General features: G+C 47.0%; 15 protein-coding genes, 1 tRNA gene and 3 pseudogenes. 15 read left to right on the forward strand and 4 right to left on the reverse strand.

The genetic code is table 11. The features are described 5' to 3' along the window. The first annotated feature begins 39 nt into the window (after positions 1-39). Positions 40-984 carry an NUDIX hydrolase gene (locus JHL22_RS06470; protein ID WP_200235158.1) on the forward strand — a complete coding sequence of 315 codons (945 nt, stop codon included), beginning with the start codon at positions 40-42 and terminating at the stop codon, positions 982-984. A 68-nt stretch (positions 985-1,052) separates the two neighbouring features. Here the strand turns inward: JHL22_RS06470 and JHL22_RS06475 are convergent, their stop codons facing one another. Next, on the reverse strand, positions 1,053-2,168 hold the full coding sequence (locus JHL22_RS06475) for an anhydro-N-acetylmuramic acid kinase (RefSeq protein ID WP_200235160.1): 1,116 nt from the start codon (positions 2,166-2,168) through the stop codon (positions 1,053-1,055). Between the two features lie 140 nt (positions 2,169-2,308). Between JHL22_RS06475 and tyrS the strand changes: the two genes are divergently transcribed. The 7 genes from tyrS (at position 2,309) to JHL22_RS06510 (ending at position 7,953) form a co-directional block, all read left to right on the forward strand. Then, positions 2,309-3,535, forward strand: a complete 1,227-nt coding sequence (gene tyrS, locus JHL22_RS06480; protein ID WP_200235162.1) for a tyrosine--tRNA ligase — start codon at positions 2,309-2,311, stop codon at positions 3,533-3,535. A 41-nt stretch (positions 3,536-3,576) separates the two neighbouring features. Next, on the forward strand, positions 3,577-4,206 hold the full coding sequence (locus tag JHL22_RS06485) for a YbhB/YbcL family Raf kinase inhibitor-like protein (RefSeq protein WP_200235164.1): 630 nt from the start codon (positions 3,577-3,579) through the stop codon (positions 4,204-4,206). Between the two features lie 32 nt (positions 4,207-4,238). Beyond that, positions 4,239-5,483 (forward strand): serine hydroxymethyltransferase, encoded by a 1,245-nt coding sequence (glyA, locus tag JHL22_RS06490; RefSeq protein ID WP_200235166.1) that lies wholly within the window; start codon positions 4,239-4,241, stop codon positions 5,481-5,483. 58 nt (positions 5,484-5,541) lie between these two features. Then, the gene (nrdR, locus tag JHL22_RS06495; RefSeq protein WP_200235168.1) at positions 5,542-6,021 is read left to right on the forward strand and encodes a transcriptional regulator NrdR; all 480 of its coding nucleotides are present in this window, start codon (positions 5,542-5,544) and stop codon (positions 6,019-6,021) included. 13 nt (positions 6,022-6,034) lie between these two features. Further along, the gene (gene ribD / locus JHL22_RS06500; protein ID WP_329610643.1) at positions 6,035-7,165 is read left to right on the forward strand and encodes a bifunctional diaminohydroxyphosphoribosylaminopyrimidine deaminase/5-amino-6-(5-phosphoribosylamino)uracil reductase RibD; all 1,131 of its coding nucleotides are present in this window, start codon (positions 6,035-6,037) and stop codon (positions 7,163-7,165) included. Between the two features lie 19 nt (positions 7,166-7,184). Beyond that, positions 7,185-7,790, forward strand: a complete 606-nt coding sequence (locus JHL22_RS06505) for a riboflavin synthase (protein WP_200235170.1) — start codon at positions 7,185-7,187, stop codon at positions 7,788-7,790. A gap of 75 nt (positions 7,791-7,865) precedes the next feature. Continuing rightward, positions 7,866-7,953 (forward strand) — tRNA-Ser (locus JHL22_RS06510). 97 nt (positions 7,954-8,050) lie between these two features. Here JHL22_RS06510 and JHL22_RS06515 read toward each other — a convergent pair. Next, positions 8,051-8,968, reverse strand: a complete 918-nt coding sequence (locus tag JHL22_RS06515; RefSeq protein WP_169293627.1) for a site-specific integrase — start codon at positions 8,966-8,968, stop codon at positions 8,051-8,053. A 495-nt stretch (positions 8,969-9,463) separates the two neighbouring features. On the opposite strand from JHL22_RS06515, the gene JHL22_RS06520 reads away from it, so the two are divergent. Continuing rightward, complete coding sequence (locus JHL22_RS06520; protein ID WP_200235172.1) at positions 9,464-9,739, forward strand: transcriptional regulator; 276 nt, start codon at positions 9,464-9,466, stop codon at positions 9,737-9,739. Between the two features lie 227 nt (positions 9,740-9,966). On the opposite strand, the gene JHL22_RS06525 is transcribed toward JHL22_RS06520, so the two are convergent. After that, a protein-coding gene (locus tag JHL22_RS06525) for an IS3 family transposase (protein ID WP_200235174.1) occupies positions 9,967-11,120 on the reverse strand; the annotation gives its coding sequence in 2 pieces (ribosomal slippage) (positions 9,967-10,874 and positions 10,874-11,120; 1,155 coding nt in all). A 66-nt stretch (positions 11,121-11,186) separates the two neighbouring features. On the opposite strand from JHL22_RS06525, the gene JHL22_RS06530 reads away from it, so the two are divergent. The 5 genes and pseudogenes from JHL22_RS06530 to JHL22_RS06555 form a co-directional block, all read left to right on the forward strand. After that, positions 11,187-12,281: an HNH endonuclease gene (locus tag JHL22_RS06530; RefSeq protein WP_200235176.1), complete on the forward strand. Its 1,095-nt coding sequence runs from the start codon at positions 11,187-11,189 to the stop codon at positions 12,279-12,281. A gap of 496 nt (positions 12,282-12,777) precedes the next feature. Continuing rightward, the gene (locus tag JHL22_RS06540) at positions 12,778-13,743 is read left to right on the forward strand and encodes a DNA-processing protein DprA (RefSeq protein WP_032469929.1); all 966 of its coding nucleotides are present in this window, start codon (positions 12,778-12,780) and stop codon (positions 13,741-13,743) included. Next, entirely contained in the window at positions 13,740-18,416 is a 4,677-nt protein-coding gene (locus JHL22_RS06545) for a RecQ family ATP-dependent DNA helicase (RefSeq protein ID WP_200235180.1), read from the forward strand. Before JHL22_RS06540 ends, JHL22_RS06545 begins: the two co-directional genes overlap by 4 nt. Continuing rightward, a complete protein-coding gene (locus JHL22_RS06550; protein WP_032469931.1) occupies positions 18,413-18,901 on the forward strand; it encodes a hypothetical protein in 489 nt (162 codons plus the stop codon). Before JHL22_RS06545 ends, JHL22_RS06550 begins: the two co-directional genes overlap by 4 nt. Positions 18,902-19,222: 321 nt before the next feature. Next, a pseudogene (locus JHL22_RS06555) lies at positions 19,223-19,345 on the forward strand (transposase); the annotation flags it as partial. Positions 19,346-19,390: 45 nt separating this feature from the next. Here JHL22_RS06555 and JHL22_RS06560 read toward each other — a convergent pair. Next, positions 19,391-19,861 (reverse strand): annotated as a pseudogene (locus tag JHL22_RS06560) (IS66 family transposase); the annotation flags it as partial. A gap of 25 nt (positions 19,862-19,886) precedes the next feature. On the opposite strand from JHL22_RS06560, the pseudogene JHL22_RS15930 reads away from it, so the two are divergent. Then, a pseudogene (locus tag JHL22_RS15930) lies at positions 19,887-20,129 on the forward strand (IS3 family transposase); the annotation flags it as partial. Positions 20,130-20,460: the final 331 nt, after the last annotated feature.

The raw sequence follows: 20,460 nt of genomic DNA on the forward strand, positions 1-20,460 counted from the left end.
ATGCCTATGCCAATATCCAATCATCAATAGCCATAAAGCATGCCGGCATCAGAGATCTCCACAAACCAGAATGAGGGCGCCAGTGAGCTGGTTGCCGTTTTAATTGCCATCACCCGGTTTTCCGCCCGTGTTTTAACGGTGCTTGATGGGCAGTCCCTGCCTTTTGGCGCCTTGTCACCGGTTCACCACTCTTTGCAGTCGGGTGTCCGGCAATGGGTTAAAGCCCAAACCAGGCAGCCAATGGGCTATGTAGAGCAGCTGTATACGTTTGTGGATACCACCCGAACCCGTCTGTCGGGGCATCCGGTGCTGTATGTTAGTTATCTGGGCCTGGTCAAGGAAATTGATGAAAGCCAGCTTGAGGCGCATGCCAGCTGGCAAGACTGGTACTATTATTTTCCCTGGGAAGATCATCGGCAGGGGCTGGTGCCGTGGGTAACACAAACGCTATTGCCGCAACTGCAGGATTGGATTCACCAGGAAAATGATCCTGTGATCTGCATGAACCGACAACGGCGGGTGGACATGTGCTGGGGACTTGACGGCTTTGACTGGGTGGAAGAACATGTGCTGCTGCGTTACGAACTCATGTATGAAGCGGGGTTGATTCCCGAGACGCCCCATTTCCGGAGCATTGGCCTGGGGCCGGCCGAAGTCGGGGTTCCCATGCAGCGTGACCATCGCCGGGTGCTGGCTACGGCCATGTCCCGCCTGCGGGCAAAAATCAAATATCGTCCCGTTATTGCCGAACTCATGCCCGAGGCGTTCACCTTGTTCCAGTTGCAAAAAAGCATCGAGGGCCTGGCGGGGGTCGAGTTGCACAAGCAGAATTTTCGTCGCATGATGCAGCATCAGGATCTGGTGGAGGAAACCGGCAAGGTGACTGCCCAGGATCGTGGCCGGCCGGCCCGCTTGTATAAGTTCAAGGATCACGTCCTGCTGGAAAACATTCTGGCGGGTAGCAAGCTGCCGCAAATAAAGTAAACAATAGGATGGACGCCCCATCTCGTGACTCATCAATAACTGCAACCGAAAGGGGCGTGCGTTCGAGCTCAGGCCGGGTAGTAACAGCCCAGAACGGTTTTGCGCCGGGCGCCACTGACTGATGGTGTGCCGGCTGGCACCCGGTTGCAATGGGCCCAGGCCAGCCAGGCAAAAGCCAGGGCTTCCATGGATTGGCCGGGCACCCCGTAATCTTCACAGCGACTTACCGGAAGATGAGCCCGCAGCGCCAGTTCCTGCAGCAAGGGGCCGTTAAGTGCGCCACCGCCACAGGCAATAATTTCCTGTGTTCCGGGGGCATAGGCATGAATGGCGCTGGCAATGGTTTGGGCGGTTAGCGCACGCAAGCTGGCCTGTACATCGGGGGCGCAAATGCTTTGTTTGAAGCCGGCCAGCCTGGTGTTTAGCCAGTCCAGGTTAAACAGGTCCCGGCCAGTTGATTTGGGTGGGGGGAGCGCAAACCAGGGTTCAGCTGCCAGCAAATAATTCAATAAGACTTCATTTACCGTACCACTGGCACCCCATTGACCATTTTGGTCGTACTCCTTGCCGGTGTGGTGCTGACACCAGATATCCATTAAGACATTGGCCGGACCGGTATCAAACCCGCTGATTTCTTTTGCGGGGTGCAAAATACTAATATTGGCCATGCCGCCCAGGTTTAATACGGTAACGGGTCGGTGTACACCAAACAAAGCCTGGTGAAAAGCGGGCACCAAAGGGGCGCCTTGCCCGCCGGCGGCAATGTCTTTGCTGCGAAAATCGGCTACCACCGCAATCTGCGTAAGCTCGCTTAATAAGGCCGGTGCATTCAGCTGTATGGTGTAGCCCAGTTCGGGACGATGGCGCACGGTTTGCCCGTGGGCACCAATGGCGGTCACCTGTTTCGGTGCCAGTTGTGCCTGCTTCAGCAACTGCGTACAAACTTGGGCATACAAATGGGCCAGTTCATTGGCAGCCAGACAGGATTTTTCCAGTTCGTTGTGTCCCGGGGCATTCAGCTCAAGGAAATGCTGCCTTAACATGGCCGGCATGGGCAGGCTGGCCCGGGCAAGAAGGCGGGGAGGTTGTTCGGGTGAAAAGGCGGCAATGACCCCGTCAACGCCATCGGTGCTGGTGCCGGACATGAGGCCGATGAAATATTGAGTATCCCGTACAGGAGACATATGCAATCTGAATTTGGATAAAAAGGTATAATTTAGCACTGAATCGCAGGAAAAAAGCGATAATAGCAGGTCTACCCCATTATCATCCCGGTTACATTTTGCTACTGGGGTGTTTATGTTTTGCATTGGATAAAGTTTTTATGTCATCTTCCGAATCACCTGTTTCTCCAGAAGTCCAGAATGACCTGCGTGTTGTCTTGCGCGGGTGCGATGAGCTGCTGGTCGAGTCAGAGTTTGCCAAAAAGTTGCAAAAGAGCCGTGATACCAATACGCCGCTGCGTATTAAACTTGGGCTAGACCCTACCGCGCCCGATATTCACCTGGGTCATACCGTTGTCCTTAATAAAATGCGTCAGCTGCAAGACCTTGGGCATAATGTCATTTTCCTCATTGGCAACTTCACCTCCATGATTGGTGACCCCAGCGGCCGTAATGCAACCCGCCCGCCACTAACCAAAGAACAGGTTGAAGAAAACGCAAAAACCTATTATGAACAGGCCAGCATGGTGCTGGACCCTGAACGCACCGAAGTCCGCTACAACGCCGACTGGTGCGAACAGTTGGGTGCCAGCGGTATTATCCAGCTGGCCTCACGCTATACCGTGGCCCGCATGATGGAGCGCGATGATTTCACCAAGCGTTTCAAGGGTGGCGTGCCCATTGCCGTTCACGAATTTTTATACCCATTGCTGCAAGGTTACGATTCTGTCGTGCTCAAGTCCGACCTGGAACTGGGCGGCACCGACCAGAAATTCAACCTGCTGGTGGGACGCGAACTGCAAAAAGAATATGGTCAAGAGCCCCAATGCGTGCTAACCATGCCGTTGCTGGTCGGGCTTGACGGCGTCGACAAAATGTCCAAATCCAAGAATAATTATATTGGCATTACCGAAGCGCCCGATTCCATGTTCGGCAAGCTCATGTCCATTTCAGACACACTCATGTGGAGCTACTACGAACTGCTTTCTTTCCTTTCCCTGGAAGAAATTGCCGGCTTTAAAAAACAAACCGAAGAAGGGCGCAACCCGCGTGACATCAAGGTCATGCTGGCCCAGGAAATTATTACCCGTTTCCATTCCGCCAAGGCGGCCGAAGAGGCTCTGGCCAATTTTGAGGCCCGCTTCCGTGATGGCGTCATCCCTGATGAGATGCCTGAGATCCAGTTGCCAGGCGGCCCATTGGGCATTGTCAAGGTACTCCGGGAATCAGGCTTGTCCAGTTCGGGCTCGGAAGCCCAGCGCAATATTGTCCAGGGTGGCGTACGTGTTGATGGCCAGCGGGTTGAAGATAAATCCCTGCAGCTTGAGGCAGGTACTTATGTCGTGCAGGTAGGCAAGCGTAAATTTGCCCGCATCACTGTCAATTAATTGACGTCCATCTATTAACATCAGGTTTTATTGGGGGATCTATGAAATTACTTAGTCAGTCAATCGTTAACGGCCAGGCCATTCACGCTCGCTTTGCTTTTGGCAAACAAGATGCGGCGGCACATATTGCGCTGTCCGATAATCTGAACCCGCATTTCTCATGGGAAGGCGCGCCCGAAGGCACTCTTTCTTTTGTGCTGGTTTGTCGTGATCCGGATGCGCCCAGCAAGCCTGATGATGTCAATCAGGAAGACCGCGAAGTGCCGGCTGACTTGCCGCGTGCCAATTTTTATCACTGGGTGCTGGTTGACATTCCGGCCAGCGTGACGGCCATTGAAGAAGGTGAATTCTCCAAAGAGGTGACACCCAAGGGGAAAAACGGTCCAACTGCGCCGCGCAACATGCGCCAGGGCATTAATGACTACACCACCTGGTTTGCCAGCGACCATGATATGAAAGGCGATTACTACGGCTATGATGGCCCATGTCCCCCTTTCAATGACGCGCTGGCTCACCGTTATGAATTCACGCTTTATGCCCTGGATATAGAAACGGTTCCTCTTGAAGGCCGATTTAGCACCGAAGATGTCCTTAAAGTCATCAATCCGCATATATTGGCCAGCGATAGTATTACCGGACTGTATACACTCAATCCTAAAGTGACCATTTAATTTTTTTGCTTTTTATAAATTCAGGAAAACACATGTTTGATCGTTCCCTAACCCTGGACAAAGTAGACCCCGCATTGTGGGATGCCATCCAGAAAGAAACCGTACGTCAGGAACAGCACATTGAGCTGATCGCCTCTGAAAACTACACCAGTCCTGCTGTTATGCAGGCACAGGGCACACAGCTTACCAACAAGTATGCCGAAGGTTATCCAGGCAAGCGTTATTACGGTGGTTGCGAGTTTGTGGATATTGCCGAGCAACTGGCGATTGAGCGGCTGAAAGAACTGTTTGGTGCCGAAGCCGCCAACGTTCAGCCCAACTCCGGCTCACAGGCCAACCAGGGTGTTTACATGGCTGTCCTGAAACCGGGTGATACCGTTCTGGGCATGAGCCTGGCCGAAGGCGGTCACCTTACACACGGCGCTTCCGTTAACGCTTCCGGCAAACTGTACAATTTCATCCCTTACGGCCTTGATGAAAACGAAGTGCTGAACTACGAACAGGTAGAACAACTGGCTAAAGAGCACAAGCCCAAACTGATTGTGGCCGGTGCTTCTGCTTACTCACTGCGTATCGACTTTGAGCGCATGGCTAAAATTGCCCACGATAACGGTGCTCTGTTCATGGTAGACATTGCGCACTATGCAGGCCTGGTCGCTGGGGGCGAATACCCCAACCCCGTGCCACACGCCGACTTTGTTACCTCCACCACCCACAAATCACTGCGTGGTCCACGTGGCGGCGTCATCATGATGAAAGCCGAGTACGAAAAAGCCGTCAATTCCGCGATCTTCCCCGGTATCCAAGGTGGCCCGTTAATGCACGTGATTGCCGGTAAAGCCGTTGCTTTTAAAGAAGCCCTGGCGCCCGAGTTCAAAGACTATGCCAAACAGGTTGCCCTGAATGCAAAAGTGCTGGCCGAAACATTGGTAAAACGCGGTTTGCGTATTGTGTCTGGCCGTACCGAAAGCCACGTCATGCTGGTAGACCTGCGTGCCAAGGGCATTACCGGTAAAGAAGCCGAAGCCGTCCTGGGTGATGCACATATCACGGTTAATAAAAACGCCATTCCAAATGACCCTGAAAAGCCATTCGTGACCAGCGGTATCCGTTTGGGTACACCAGCCATGACTACACGCGGTTTTACCGAAAAAGAAGCTGAATTAACGGCCAACCTGATTGCCGATGTTCTTGATAATCCACGTGATGAGGCTAATATTGCCGCTATCCGTGAAAAGGTTAATCAATTAACCGCACAGTTCCCGGTTTACAAATAAGTTGCCAACCCCAGCAACGCCTGCTCCGGCAGGCGTTTTACTTTAAGGTTTCGTTCAAATGAAATGTCCGTTCTGTGCTCACTCAGAAACCCAGGTGGTGGATTCCCGGGTTTCTGAAGATGGTGATACCATACGCCGGCGCCGGCGCTGTCTGGATTGCGACAGGCGCTTTACCACGTATGAGCGGGTTGAGCTGTCTATGCCAACCATCGTAAAAAGAAATGGAACGCGCGTAGAATTTGACATTAATAAATTGAATGCAAGCCTTAAGCTGGCCTTGCGTAAACGGCCGGTGCCCACCGAGGCCCTTGAGGCTGCCGTTTCACGCATTCAGGAAGCCTTGCTGAATACACCGGGTAAAGAGGTTTCTACCGGGCATATTGGTGAGCTGGTCATGAATGAGCTCAAGCAACTGGACCAGGTTGCCTATGTGCGTTTTGCCTCAGTTTATAAAAGTTTTGAAGATATTGGCGAGTTTGTGAAGGCCATTCAGGAAATGCAGGTGCCGGTCAGTGCCCCCAAACTGGAAAAGAAATAGGGTGGAATCCGTCTTGACGCAGCCTGATGATGTTGACTGGATGAACAAGGCGCTGGAGCAAGCCGCTTCAGTCCTGTTCATTACCACCCCCAACCCCCGGGTGGGTTGTGTGATTGTTAAAAACCGACAATTGCTGGGGCAGGGGGCCACCCAAAAAGCAGGTGGCCCGCATGCCGAAATTTGTGCCATTCACCATGCGCAAAACAACGGGCATGACCTGGCGGGCAGCACCTTTTACGTTACGTTGGAACCTTGCAGCCATTATGGTAAAACCCCACCTTGTGTTGATGCCATTATTGCTGTCAAACCGGCCAGGGTAGTGATTGCCATGGCAGACCCTAACCCTTTGGTAGGGGGCAGGGGCATTGCCAGGTTGCAAGAAGCGGGCATAGAAGTACGCGTTAACCTGCTTGCAGCGCAGGCGCTGGCCCTGAATCCGGGGTTCATTTCCCGCATGATCACCGGTCGCCCCTGGGTATGGAGCAAACTGGCCTCTTCGCTGGATGGGCGCATGGCTTTGCATAATGGCCAGTCACAATGGATTACCAGTGCCGCGGCCCGTGCTGACGGGCATTACTGGCGTGCCAGAAGTTGTGTGGTGTTAACCGGCATGGGCACTGTTTTGCACGATGATCCGCTAATGACCGTGCGCTCAGTGGACACCCCGCGCCAGCCTGTTCGTGCCATTATTGACAGCCGCTTTATTGTGCCGGAAACCGCCCGAATATTTAATGCTGACCCGGTGTGGGTGTTTACGACTCACCCCGATGAAGCCAAGGCAGCCCGCCTGCAAGCGAAAAATGTTCAGGTGATTGCCATGCCCGAAAAAAATGGCCATGTTGATCTTGAAGCAGTGCTGGACTGGATGGGCAAGCAACACATTAACGAGGTGCATGTAGAGGCCGGACCAGGACTGAACGGTGCTTTGTTGCAGGCAGGCCTGCTGGATGAACTGTTGCTGTACATGGCCCCTAAAATACTGGGTGATGCGCATGGGCTGTTTCGTTTACCTGTATTGAATGAATTGGATCAGGCTTACCAGTTTGATTTTTTTGAAACCCAAACCTTTGCGCCCGATTTGCGTTTGCGTGCGCGTTTGCCAAACCGCTGGGATACGCTTTTGAACAGCGTGATGCATAAGTAAGATCATCAAGGAAAGAAATATGTTTACCGGAATTGTTGCCGCTGTAGGTAAAATCACAAATGTTGAACCATTGGGAGATACAGGTCAGGACGGCGTGCATTTAACCATCCAGGCCCCCGACTTTAATCTGGCGCACACCAAACTGGGCGATTCCATCGCGATTCAGGGCGCCTGCATGACCGTTGTAAAATTTGGCGGGCAGGAATTTGAAGTGGACGTTTCCCGCGAAAGCCTGAACCGTACGGTTGGACTGAATGCCGTGGGTGAGGTCAATCTTGAGCATGCGCTTAAAATGGGCGATTCACTGGACGGGCATATTGTTTCAGGTCATGTGGATGGCCTGGGTACGGTGGTGTCGTTTGATGCGGTGGGTGAATCACATGAGCTTAAAATCCAGGTGCCAGTGGAACTGGCTAAATTCCTGGCATACAAAGGTTCTATTACCGTTAATGGAATTAGCCTGACGGTAAATAGCGTGACCGATAATGCCAGTGGTTGTGTGATCAGCATCAATATTATTCCCCATACTATCCAGAATACAACACTTCGCAACACCAAAGACGGTGATAAAGTGAATTTGGAAGTGGATATGATTGCACGATACGTGGAAAGAATGCTAAAATAGTCGATTAAGTTGATGCTGTTTTAGATTAAAACAGCATTGCCGAAATTGGTTGGTGCAATGCCAGCTTATGAAAAAGGGTCGGTGGCCGAGTGGCTGAAGGCGCACGCTTGGAAAGCGTGTAAACGGAAACGTTTCGGGGGTTCGAATCCCCCCCAACCCGCCAAGGTTCTAAAAAGCGCATTATTGTAAAAATAATGCGCGCCAGTGCTGGGTTAACAGCAAAAAATTAGTAATTGTTCTTTAATAATTATTATTTAGAACTAAATACAGTTGGCAAAAACTGCTTCGGCTTTGTTGCCTGCGTTTTCGTTTGCAGATGGCATCCATCGTCCGTAAATTTTGGAGATCATACTCCAGTCTTTATGTCCCATTTGTTGGGCCACCCACATTGGATTTTCTCCTGCTGAAAGCATCATAGACGCATACGTATGACGAGTTTGATAAGGTCGTCTGTAACGTACCTGGGCCGCTTTCAGAGTTTTTGTCCATAATGTCCGTATTGGTGCATCACCTGCCCATCTTTCCTCTGTTTCTGGATCTAAAAAAACAGCTTTTCCCTTTTTATAGGTAAGTTGTTTTTGCATAGATAAAGCAACCATTGCGGGTTTAAGTAATTTTACCCTACGGTAACCGGATTTTGTTTTAGGAACTTCTGCAACGCCATTACTTGCAGCGGTTATGACTTTAGATATCCGTATTTGTTGGTGTATCAAATCTATTTGTGACCAATCTAAGCCAACAAACTCACTTGTTCGTAGGCCAGTCCAAAAAAGAAATTGAAATTGTGCTGCGATACCTGGATCAAATGCTGCCAAAATTGCCTGTTGCTCCTCTGGCGTGAATGGATCGACATCATCAAATTCTTTTGGAGTGTCTTTCTTTTGATAGCAGAAATCAAACATTATATTGGCATCAAGTAAATCATCATCAACGGCATCGGTTAATGCTTTGCGAATAACACTTTGAATATTGCTCAAGCGTTTATTACCACATTTCATTGGTCCTAGCCAGTCTTTGATATCTTTACGTTTTAGTCTGTTGAGTGCAAGATTTCCAAATTTGGGTATTAGCAGGTTTTCAACAATTTTTCTATAGCCATCAAATGTTGATGCTTTTAATTTATTTTCTTGTGTTTCTAACCAAGTAGTTAAATAGTCTTTAGTTTTTATAGTCCTCATGTCGTATTGCTTTACATGAAATGGTTATTCAGCTTTTGATAGAACCCTTTGGAAAAAGGATTCTATCAAAAGCGTAGAGTAAGAATCTACGCTAGAGATATAAATGAATAATCTAATTTTAATTACAATTGTAATATATTGATTCTAAATTGTTACTTGTGGTTTTAAGGATTATTTATTCGAAGTTCGGAAATTACCCGCCATTTCCGATGTGTGAATGCCTCACGGCAATCGGCGCCTTTTAAGGTCGTCAGTCTAGATACGGTTGCGCTATCTCACATAGCCCGTGTAAAGACTGGTTTTTCATCGGTTTTACTTCAACCCCGATGTATTGCAGGTTGCCGTCCAATCGCTTTTCAAGCCGTGATGGCTTGAGAGGGGATGGTATTTATCGTTTCCAAATTGTAAAAGATCGTCGCAGTTACATTTTGTTATGTAACTGCATTGATGCTATTATCAATAACAAGTTGAAGTCTGTCAAGACAATATTTCCAAATGAGCGATATTCAAAATAAAAACGAACCAAATGCAAAAATAGATTATTTTCCACCTATCAAATCAGCCTGTGACTGGTTTGGTGGAGTGTCTGCATTTGCCAAAGCGCTAGGCATTTCGCCCCAACTGGCTCATAGATGGGCTGTAAAACAACAGGCCGTACCGATTATTCGTTGTGTTGAAATTGAAGAGTTAACAGCCGGTATGGTTACGCGCAAACAGTTACGACCAGATGACTGGTGGTTGATCTGGCCGGAGTTGCGAGAGAAAACATAAATCTTACTTTTTGCTTGGATATAACCAGACTTTCATCGTTTTTACATTAAAAATAATGTTGTCAGAGCCTTCAAAAAGATGAAGGTTATTGTTCTAGTTCATATGTGCTAAGATGTTATTGCTCAGCGTTAGGCACTTGCAGTGCGCCTACTATCCTCATAATCTCAACGTCACTCCGTGATAGTATTACCGACATGGGGTTTCCTCATGTTGAATCGACCAGACTTTTATAGACAGTTCGTTGCCTCAGAAAAGTATTGCTGTTCGTAGTTTACCGGCGAAAGGTTCGCTGCATGGCTGTGCCGACGAATCGGGTTGTAAAACATTTCGATGTAGTCAAAGATATCTTCGCGTGCCAGCTCCCGAGTTTTGTAGATTTTCCGCTTAATGCGCTCACGCTTGAGCAACTGGAAAAAGCTTTCAGCAACGGCGTTGTCATGGCAGTTACCACGACGACTCATGCTGGGTTGTAAATTATGGGAAGCTAAAAACGCCGCCCATTCGTAGCTCGTAAATTGGCTGCCCTGGTCGGAATGCACCATGACGCGTTGCTTGGGCTTGCGCCGCCACACCGCCGCGAGCAAGGCCTGCAAAACCAGGTCTTTACTCATGCGCGAATCCATCGACCATCCCACCACTTGGCGTGAGAACAAATCCAATACAACAGCCAGATACAACCACCCCTCATGGGTGCGGATGTAGGTGATATCTGTCACCCAGGCAATGTTCGGTGCGGCAACATCGAATTGCCGGTCCAGAATATTGGCGGCCACGTTATGCGGGATTCCACCATGGAAACCGGGACGACGACGATAGCCCACCTGAGCACGCCAGCCGCGGCTGCGCATCAAGCGTGCCACGCGATGACGACTACAGGATTCGCCCAAGTCGCATAAGTCGTGATGCACCTTGCGGTAGCCATAAACCCGGCCGCTGTCCACCCAGGACGGCTCCACCAAGGCCAACAACCGCTGGTCTTCATGATGGCGCTGGCTATGCGGGTTACGCCGCCAAGCGTAATAACCGCTGGGATGAACCTCGAGCACTTCGCAGAGTCTGCGCACGGTGTATTGAGTCGTGTGCTGCCGAATAAACGCGTACTTTAGCCTGACTCCTTGGCAAAGTACGCGGCGGCCTTTTTTAAGATATCGCGCTCTTCAGTGAGTCGCTTGACCTCTGAGCGCAAACGCCGAAGCTCAATGGCCTCAGCGCTGTCTTGTTCGCGTTGCTGTGCCGACTTGCCGTAGCGTTTGACCCATACGTACAGGCTGTGGGTCGATACGCCTAACCGCTTAGCCACTTCGGCCACTGGACGCTGGTGTTGGGTGATTTGCTTCACCGCTTCGAGTTTGAATTCTTCCGTAAATCGGGCCGTGCTCATAATCATCTCCTCTGTGAGTATTATGGTAAGCATTCGCCCAATACCGTCTTGACAGGTGCTGGGCGAATGCTTACTTTGAATCACTTTTTTTATAAGAATGAACCAGGTTTTATGAGCGCTTACTTATCTGATCACTTACTGGAAAGCAATTTTCGATCAATTTTTTTATTGGGTGCCAACACTGCTACCTACAAGTTTGCCCTTGCCAAGTCATTATTAAAATTATCCAAGTCAAATGCTACTTTTGTCAGTCTTGATGATCTCACGCCCATATACGCCAACTATTTGCTTGAGCATGTAAAAACAGGCAAAAGGCAATTAAGTGGCAAGGGTACCGCAAAGCTACTTAATGCCTTGAATCTTTACGACCAAGGACAAATCTCTGAAGAACTCATGCTTAACATCACCAGAGCAGAGGGTTTTAAATATGTTCTTGATGCTTTTCACAATTTACCCAAAAAACAAAAATCCTTATCTTTTTTTGAAAAAGGAATCCAAGATAAAAAACAAGGCATTGTTTTACATGACAATTTATTTGAGATTTTTCAAAGCCAGGATTTTTCCAATTTTGAATTTGAAATTGAAGGACGTTGGAATTTGGTGGAATCAGCCTGGAGTGAAGACCAATTAATCAATGTCAAATACGACACCAATACTGAAAATCTTTACTATCTAAAGCCTGTTTCCAATAATTCTTTCCTGAACTCTCATCTACGGACCAATCTATCCAAGGTACGATACCCTTTGAATGGGTATCAAAAAGGCAAATGTTTTTATTGCTTAAAGCCCATTTCCATCCAATCCAATCAAGAAAACACCTGTGATGTGGATCATTTGATCCCCATGTCCATCCAATTTGGGTCGATGTATGACCTTCAGCTTAATGAAGTATGGAACTTGGTGTTGGCCTGCAAAGAATGCAATCGTTGGCAAGACGGAGGGAAAGCAGGCAACCTGCCTCAGAAAAAATTTCTTGATCGATTACATCATCGCAATGAATACCTGATTGAAAGCAATCACCCGCTGAAGGAAAACATCATATTAGCGACAGGCAAAATGGTGAAGGATCGTATTGATTTTCTGCTCAAGCGGTATGAGTTTGCCTGTACGATTCGTAAACCCAGCTGGGAACCAAAGGATGTTTTTGGTGACGTATTTTGATGGTAATGCTCCGGCCAGTGCCGTCTAGAGTTCTGTTTTAAATTCTATACGGCACTGGCCGGAGCATTACGTTGTACATATTTCAATCTACCCGCATAGGGAACCACATGATTGAAAATGCCAAAGCAACGACACTTTCATAATTTATTGCTAATTTTTCATACCGTGTAGTCACTGCTCGGTATTTCTTAATTTTCAGGGAGGCATTTTCAACTAAATTGGGTATCGATATAAACACTAATTTATATCGTCATTGCCCCGACTGCTATTTTCTTTCCTTGGTCGCAGCTGATACCAAATGCAGATGGTATCAAAATACTCATTCCGACAATAATAAACTGCCAGCCCTGATCGAGCTACTAGGTATTAGTTCAATTCAAAACGCTCTTGCCGTGGGGTATATCTACTTATAGAAATTGACTTTATTGTGTTTTCGGTCGAATATAAGTAAATTTGTGGTTAATGGACTAGAATTTGTTGTTTGTTTGGAGTGGATGTGAATATTGTAGATGCTCTTGTTGTCAAGAGGTTAATGAACGTTGGTGATGAAACTGTTCTGTCCATCTTAAAGTTTTCAGCGTATAGCGGAGTGGCAACACTCGAAGAACTGGCACACCACTCCTCCAATCTAAAAATATCAAACGGTAAATCTCGAGCAACTCTCGAAAGCTTCTTAGATACTGCGAACTTCCAAGCTCTTAGGGTCGAAGTACAAGCTGAGATTGATTCGTTCAAAAATAAAGGTGTTGAGATTGTTCTCTTCGGTACGAAAACCTATCCAATTGCGTTATACGGTCTCCCGAAACCTCCTCCTTTTCTATACTGCAAAGGCAATCTGAACCTCTTAGATAATAGGCTTTCATTAGCGGTTGTAGGCACTCGTGAAAACACCCCCAAGGGGGAAACCATAACGATTAAAACTATTCAAAAGTTTGCGACTTATGGCTTCACGATAGTCAGTGGACTTGCACTGGGTATCGATACAATTGCTCATCGCGCGGCATTAGACGCCAAAACACCAACGATTTCTGTTCTTGTCGATGTGGAGTCTATTTCTCCCGCAAGTAATCGGGAACTCGCTAAGGAAATATTGGACGAGGGCGGACTTCTAGTTGCAGAGAATGCACCAGGAACCAAAGCAATACCTGCGTTCTTTGCTAAGCGAGACAGGATACAAGCAGGTTTATCTACTGCCGTCTTTGCTATTGAAACTTCGATAGATGGTGGGACGATGCACGCAGTCAAATCTGCTATCTCTATGATGCGTCCTGTCTTCGTTCCTGACGCACATAAAGCTAAGTATCCAGATCTTACTATCAAGGCAATTTCAGGAACTCAACAGCTAGTTAACGAAGGGAGGGCGATACCCTACACGAGCGAATCTTATGAAGATATTCGTCTTCAATTAGAAGATATCGCGAGTTCATTTGGGTCGTTGAAAGCAAAAGGTGGCCTGCTGTGATAAAGGTCATCGTCCTCGATCTTGATGACACGCTTATTGATACATCAAGCCTCGAACCACTTCGGTCAGCTGGCCGATGGAGAGACATACCCAGGTACTTTAATGGTTGTGTCATCTATCAGGACGTTGTCGGCCTTGTTACAACGGCTCGGGCGGTTGGAATCAAGGTTGCTATCTTCTCGAATACGCCTTCGAACTACGTTCAGGGGCTACTCAAACACTTCAGTATCACTGTTGATTATGTAGTAGCCTACCATGATGTAACGCAGCATAAGCCGAGCCCTGAGGGCGTTACTCGTATTCTCGAGTACTTCGGTGTTAGCGCCGACGAGTCAATTTATTTAGGAGATAGTAACCTAGATCGAGACGCTGCTTCCAATGCAGGAGTTGAGTTTTTCTCAGTAGATTGGGGTTCTGCCTCGGAGATCGATTCGTCACATAAGGGAATAAGCGGTCTCTCCGAGCTTATTGGAAAAAACTCGACGCGGAGCTCCGCAAGAACTGGACGTTCTGAGTTAATACAATCTGGGAATAAACTTCATCTGGGATTCTATTTAGATGGTATCAAACAGGAAGTTTGGTCTTTCAAAGATAACAAGAATACTTCTGTTCGCCGCTGGGTTAACAAGACTGTTGAGCTAGCTCCTTCATTCCCAGCCATAGATATAGTTGTTCGAGCGTTAGGTCACGCTGAGCTTAGGGCTGAAGATGGCGATAAAGCATTAGATACCTTGGGCAAATCGCTGGCTGTTGCTTTAGGGGCTTCTTACCAACCTAAGATATTAGAGAAAGATCACGTATTAGATAAATCGACTAATTGCACTGCAGCACAAAGACTCCACCAGGTCAGAGGTGCCTATAAAGCCGATTTTGATTCAATAGAAGCTAATTCAAATCCGACATTTCTGATCGTTGACGACGTATTAACTTCGGGGGCTACAACTGATGAGATAACACGCTGTCTATCTCAAGCTTTTCCGAATTCAAGTATTTACATTTTTACGTTGGTTAAAACTCTCTATAGATTGGAGCTAGGCACTGACAGCCAAGAACAACAACACAATAACCAACTGTTTTCAGATTTGTACAACCCAATCATCGACTCGCTGGCGGACGAAAGTGAACTATCTAGACATGTCAGGTCGAAGTCTAGTAGCAGGCTTGTAAGCAAGAAGTTTTCTGCTAACTACGCGAGAACCAACCATAACTTCATTTTCCACAATCTTCTCCAGTATTCTATCTCGTCTGAAACGGCGTCTGGACAGCTATTTGCAGCAATTCAAGTTCTTAAGAATATGCTTCAGAGAGGGAAGCCAACAATAGCCTCGCGGAAACTGAGGAAGGCATTTGGCATTGAACTGGAGAGGAGCGGTCTTAATACATCAGCTCAGGCTCTTGTGTCAGATAAGCCAGTTTTTTGGAATAGATTGATTCGAGGCAACAAGCATTCTGGGTACTACCCAGCGAAAAGGTTTTTTGATGAGCTGATTCCAAAGTATTTCGGTGAGTACATTTTTGTAAAACAACTAATGCTCCCTGAAGTTCAGATTTACGATATGACTCAGGTCTACGTTGAACAATTCCAGAACCGACAGGTAGATTTTTACATTCCTCAAGTTGGTTTAATTATTGAGATAGATGGTCAACAGCACCAAAATTCTCAGCATTTAGATGAGATGAGGGATGCGTTTACTGAAACCTTGGGACTGAAGACAGTTCGTTTCACTGTTCAAGAAGTGGCATCTGAGAATCAGTCATTTATCAGTAAGATAAATTCGATTATTTCTCAAATTCAGATCGTTGATAGTCTAGAGCGAAATGGTGTCCTAACGCCTCCTAATGGTATTTCTTTATTGAATTACCAAGAGGCTTATGAAAATGGAGTCGATGTTACTGACTCGCGATTGAGGCTGACCTCGGCGTTGCGTTTCCAGATACTGTTATTAGAGCTTCTTGAACGAGGTCAGATCAGACTAGGGGAGTTGAAAAAACTATTCATAGTCAATCGTGATGGAACTGATTTTGCTGAAGCGGCACTGGACGACCTGAACGATTTGTTATCGAATATCTTTCGTCTCATCGGCATTGAAGAAAAGCGAATTGAGGTTGCGCTGATCGAATCAGATGAGCTTCCGAGCGAACGGTCTGGTGAAAATATATTCATCGACTTCAGCTTACTGGAGCGTTATGACGATTCCTTTCAAGTTAACCAAGACGTCATATATTCACGTACGGATTACTTCGATTTCTATCGAAACTTCGAAGATTCTGATGCTGTTTCAATAGAAACCAGTCAATTGATTGACTATGACTTTTTCGAGCTTTCATGTAGTAACCCCATTACCTACAAGCTAGATCTTAGCCCAGGCAGCGAGCAGCGAGAGTCGCTGAGATACTTCCTCAGCAACCTGTTTCTACCATACCTAGAGGATGTAGATTTCAGGGAAGGGCAGGTTGGTATCATAGGATCTGCACTTTCGAAAAACGGCACAATAGGATTGCTGCCTACAGGTTCGGGTAAGTCGATTTGTTACCAGCTGTCTGCGGTCCTGCAACCAGCCGTTAGCTTTGTCGTGTGCCCGATAAAAAGTTTGATGTATGACCAGAAAGCAGATTTGGATAGCATCGGCTTCACTCGAAGCAATTTTATTACAAGTGATTTGAAGGCAGGAGAGAAGGCCAAAGTTCAGAGAGATTTCGGACGTGGTAAGTACTTCTTCGTTTTCATATCGCCTGAGCGATTCCAAACCCATGCGTTTAGAAAAGAGATGTTGGCTATCGGACTAGATCTCTCATTTGCCTACGCGGTGATCGATGAAGCTCACTGTTTGTCTGAGTGGGGACATGATTTCAGGACTTCTTATCTGAACCTGGCAAATACAATCGAACGGTTTGCTCCTAGTGCAAGTTATATAGGCCTAACGGCAACAGCATCAGTTAACGTCTTAAAGGATATTCAAACAGAGTTTGATATCCCCGATGATTTTGTCCGTACCCCAATGGACTTCACTCGCGAGGAACTCTCATTCCACGTTATCGACGATAAAGGCCTTAAAGGTGATGCAGTCGTCAAGCTTGTTTCTGAAATGGAGGGTAAATGGAATTCCGATCGGGAAGACGGCAATAAGGCGGGGATCATATTCACACCTACCGTCAACGGAGCTAAGGGTTGTCATAGCTTAGCGGGCCGAATTTCAACACTCTTGAAGATGGATGTTAGATATTTTTCGGGGTCGGCTCCGAAAATGGGTGGATTGCAGGGAGAGGCTTTCGATAGGTATAAGCGCCAAGTTCAAGACGAATTTAAAGAAAATAAATACCGCCTACTTACTGCCACTAAGGCATTCGGAATGGGCGTGAATAAGGGGAATATTGCCTATACGATTCACTTCGGAATACCTGGGTCGATGGAGGCCTTGTATCAGGAAGCAGGCAGGGCCGGGCGAGATAAAAAACTATTCAAGGAAGTACCCGCAGATTGCTATGTGCTTCTCACAAAAGAGCCCAATTCAGCTATTCTCGACAAGATTTGGGACGCTAGCACGAACGTCAAAGATCTGAAGGAGTACGTGAAGTCATTGAGTCGCGATAGCGACCTGAACACAAATCTATTCCTGATGACAAACGGCTTGGACACAATCAATGATGAGTTCAAGTTGATGACAAATGTATACGAATTCTTTAAGTACAATCAGGAACACAACACGGTGACTATTACTGCCAGGCAGTTTGGTACGGAAAAGTTTAAATTGGAAAAGGCTATCTACCGTCTTTCTCAATTAGGTATTGTCTCTGACTGGGTAATCGAAGACTTTTTTAATGGAACGCTCTATGTCGAGTTCCAGTGCCTATCGGAAGAAGGCCTGGAAAAGAAAATTGAGCATACCGTCAGAAAGTATGATCCTGAGTTTAAGCTCGCTGATGTGTTCAGTAGTGATAACCAGTACTACAAAATTCTCTGCGACAAGCTGAGAAAAGGGTCTATCGATAAATCGCAATTTATCTTTCTTGTTCTTTTACTTTGGTCCTATGACCATTTTGTCTACAACCGCCGCCAGTCACAGAAGAACGTTTATGAACACTGTAGTTTATTTGCTGAAGGCAGGATGGATGGCAAAGAATTTAAGGAGAAGTTGGAGGGTTATTTCAGACACGACAAGTCGAGCCAACTTTTGCTCTATATGGCTGAGAATTCTGCATCGGCGAAGTTATGGCCATCAGTTTTTTTTGAAACTGATGAAGAAGAGGGCACGGAACATCTAGTAGGCAGCGAGAAGATGACGATCCTACGAGGTCAGATTTCTCGATTCCTAGAGTCATACAAAGATAATGCATTCTTGAACTACTTGAGTGGTGTGCTGCGACTAGCTTCCGATGAGTTTGATGATGCAGATGGAGAGCGAAGAATGGCATCGTCATTTGATCGGTTGATCAGTGATAATAGGGATGAAGCACTAGAGCTGGTCCGAAAAACTATGCAGCTAAAGCCAATGTTCTCTGAAAATGCGCGAAGCCGCTTTGCTCGTTTGGTCCATGAGAAATTTGAAGATTTGGATTTTCTTGAGGAGGTAAATGAAGAGCTAGGAGATCCGTTCTCCTATCACACTTTGTTAGCTCCACTAGCAATTAGACTTGAAAAACTTACCAGCCTATACAAGGGGATTAATTGGTGAATGACATACAGAAACTACACCGGGTAATCGATTCACTCGAAGAGCAATCGACGCAAGTGGCAGAGTTTAATGGCCTGTTGAGCGCCGTCAACGATGCAAGAACTGAGATAGAGGCAGCGAAATCAACGCTCGCAAGTCTAGCTTATGAACAGGCTGAATTGGTTACGAAGAACTCGAATAAATTTGAAGAGTTTGACGGTCGCCTTACGTCACTGAATGATCTTCTAGGCCAGATCAAAGATGAACAGTTGAAACTAAGGCGTGAGGTTGCAGCCTTGAAGTTTGTAACACCTGATCAGTTTGAACAAGGCTGCACAGCAATTGATAGCCGCATTGCTAAACAATTAGCGGAATTGAAAAGCAAGTTAGAGGCGGCGGTGGAGTCTCAGCAAAGATCGATAAGCGGGCTACGAACCATAGTTGTTTTAGGTATCTTGGTGTTGGCTGGAGGTGTCGGATTCTTGGCTATGAATATGGTTCTTTAATTTTTAGATTGTCATTCAGTTTTTAATTGTAATCAATAAGTTGGAATACAGAATCGAGCCAAGCTTTGAACTTTGCTAAGATAGGCAATACTTTTTCTTGTCGAAGTTGGTAGCGTTCATCTGGGGTTAGGTTTTTACTTTTCGCCTATTGTGCCAATGCGTAGAGTTTGCCGATATAACTTTTTGCTATATTCGCTCGGCCTTTAACGCGCTTTTCTGATTTAACGCATCTTCATATTTACGTCTAGCATGTGCCCCCCTGTGTCAGGATAGTTGTCACCCTCCCATTTCAACTAAAACAGGCGGTAAAGGACACTCATCATGGCCCGTTATTCCCATGAACGTAAACAAGCGGTACTTAATAAATTACTCCCCCCTTACAACCTGACGGTTGCCGAACTGGCCCGTCAGGAAGGCATTAGTGAAGCAACCCTTTATAATTGGGTAATGCTCCGCCCCATACCGTATTGACAGCTTAAAACTTGTTTTTTACAGCTGCACTCGCCAGGGCAATAACTCGTCTACGCGATTAACCGGATAGTCAGCAATCACCGACAGCACATGACACAGGTACGCCTCGGGATTGATATCGTTCAGTTTGGCCGTGCCCAGCAAACTGTAAAGCGTTGCCGCCCGCTCACCACCCGCATCCGAACCCAGGAATAAGTAATTCTTGCGTCCAACAGACACGCCGCGCAAGGCTCGTTCTGCAGCGTTATTATCGATGTCGATTTCCCCATCATCCAGATAGCGTGTCAAGGCCTGCCACTGGTTAAGGGCATACTGGATGGCATCGGTCGTTACGGATTTACGTGACAGAGTCGGTAACTGCTGCATGAACCACTCATGCAAGGCAAGCACAATTGGCAATGACTTGTCCTGGCGCTCGGCCTGACGAGTTTGTGGTGGACTGCCCCGGATGCCGGCCTCAATCTCATATAAACGGCCAATTTGAGTGAGCACATGATGGGTAATATCAGAGGGCCGATGGTATAACGAAGAACATCGTCATAGCCAAATCCGCTATGTCACACCGGCTCAGCGCCATGCTGGCCAGGATGAGAATATCCTACGGGCTCGCCACGAACTGTACCAACAGGCCCAACGTGCCAATCCCGCCCGCTGGTCAGGTCAGACACGTAACTGGCAACCGATTGGAGAAGACTGGCTCAATCCCGATAAAAACCTGAAGATCATTCAACAGGAAAAAACGTTAGAGGCGGCATGATTCACGTTCCAACTACCTTGACAAACACCGAGTATAAGATCACGACTAAACTGGATCAGTCAAACTGATCGTTTAGTTTCCGCTCAACTGGTTAATAAACGTTAACGATCTTGCCCTGGCTTGATGTGTCCTTCAGTTGCGAGCGAACAAATAATGTTGACTTGAATTTTATTCTTGTATAGAGTGTTATTAATGCATTAATGCATTAATGCATTAGTAGAAACCTCTCTACCGTATAGTGTTCGTTCCGAACTATCACACATAAATTGTGACTTTAGTCTTGCTAAGAGGGGACGTATCCCCTCGACCACTTTTGTGTGCACATATTGTT

The sequence above is a fragment of the Advenella mandrilli genome, from assembly GCF_016595155.1.
In the GTDB taxonomy this organism is placed as follows: Bacteria; Pseudomonadota; Gammaproteobacteria; order Burkholderiales; family Burkholderiaceae_B; genus Advenella; species Advenella mandrilli.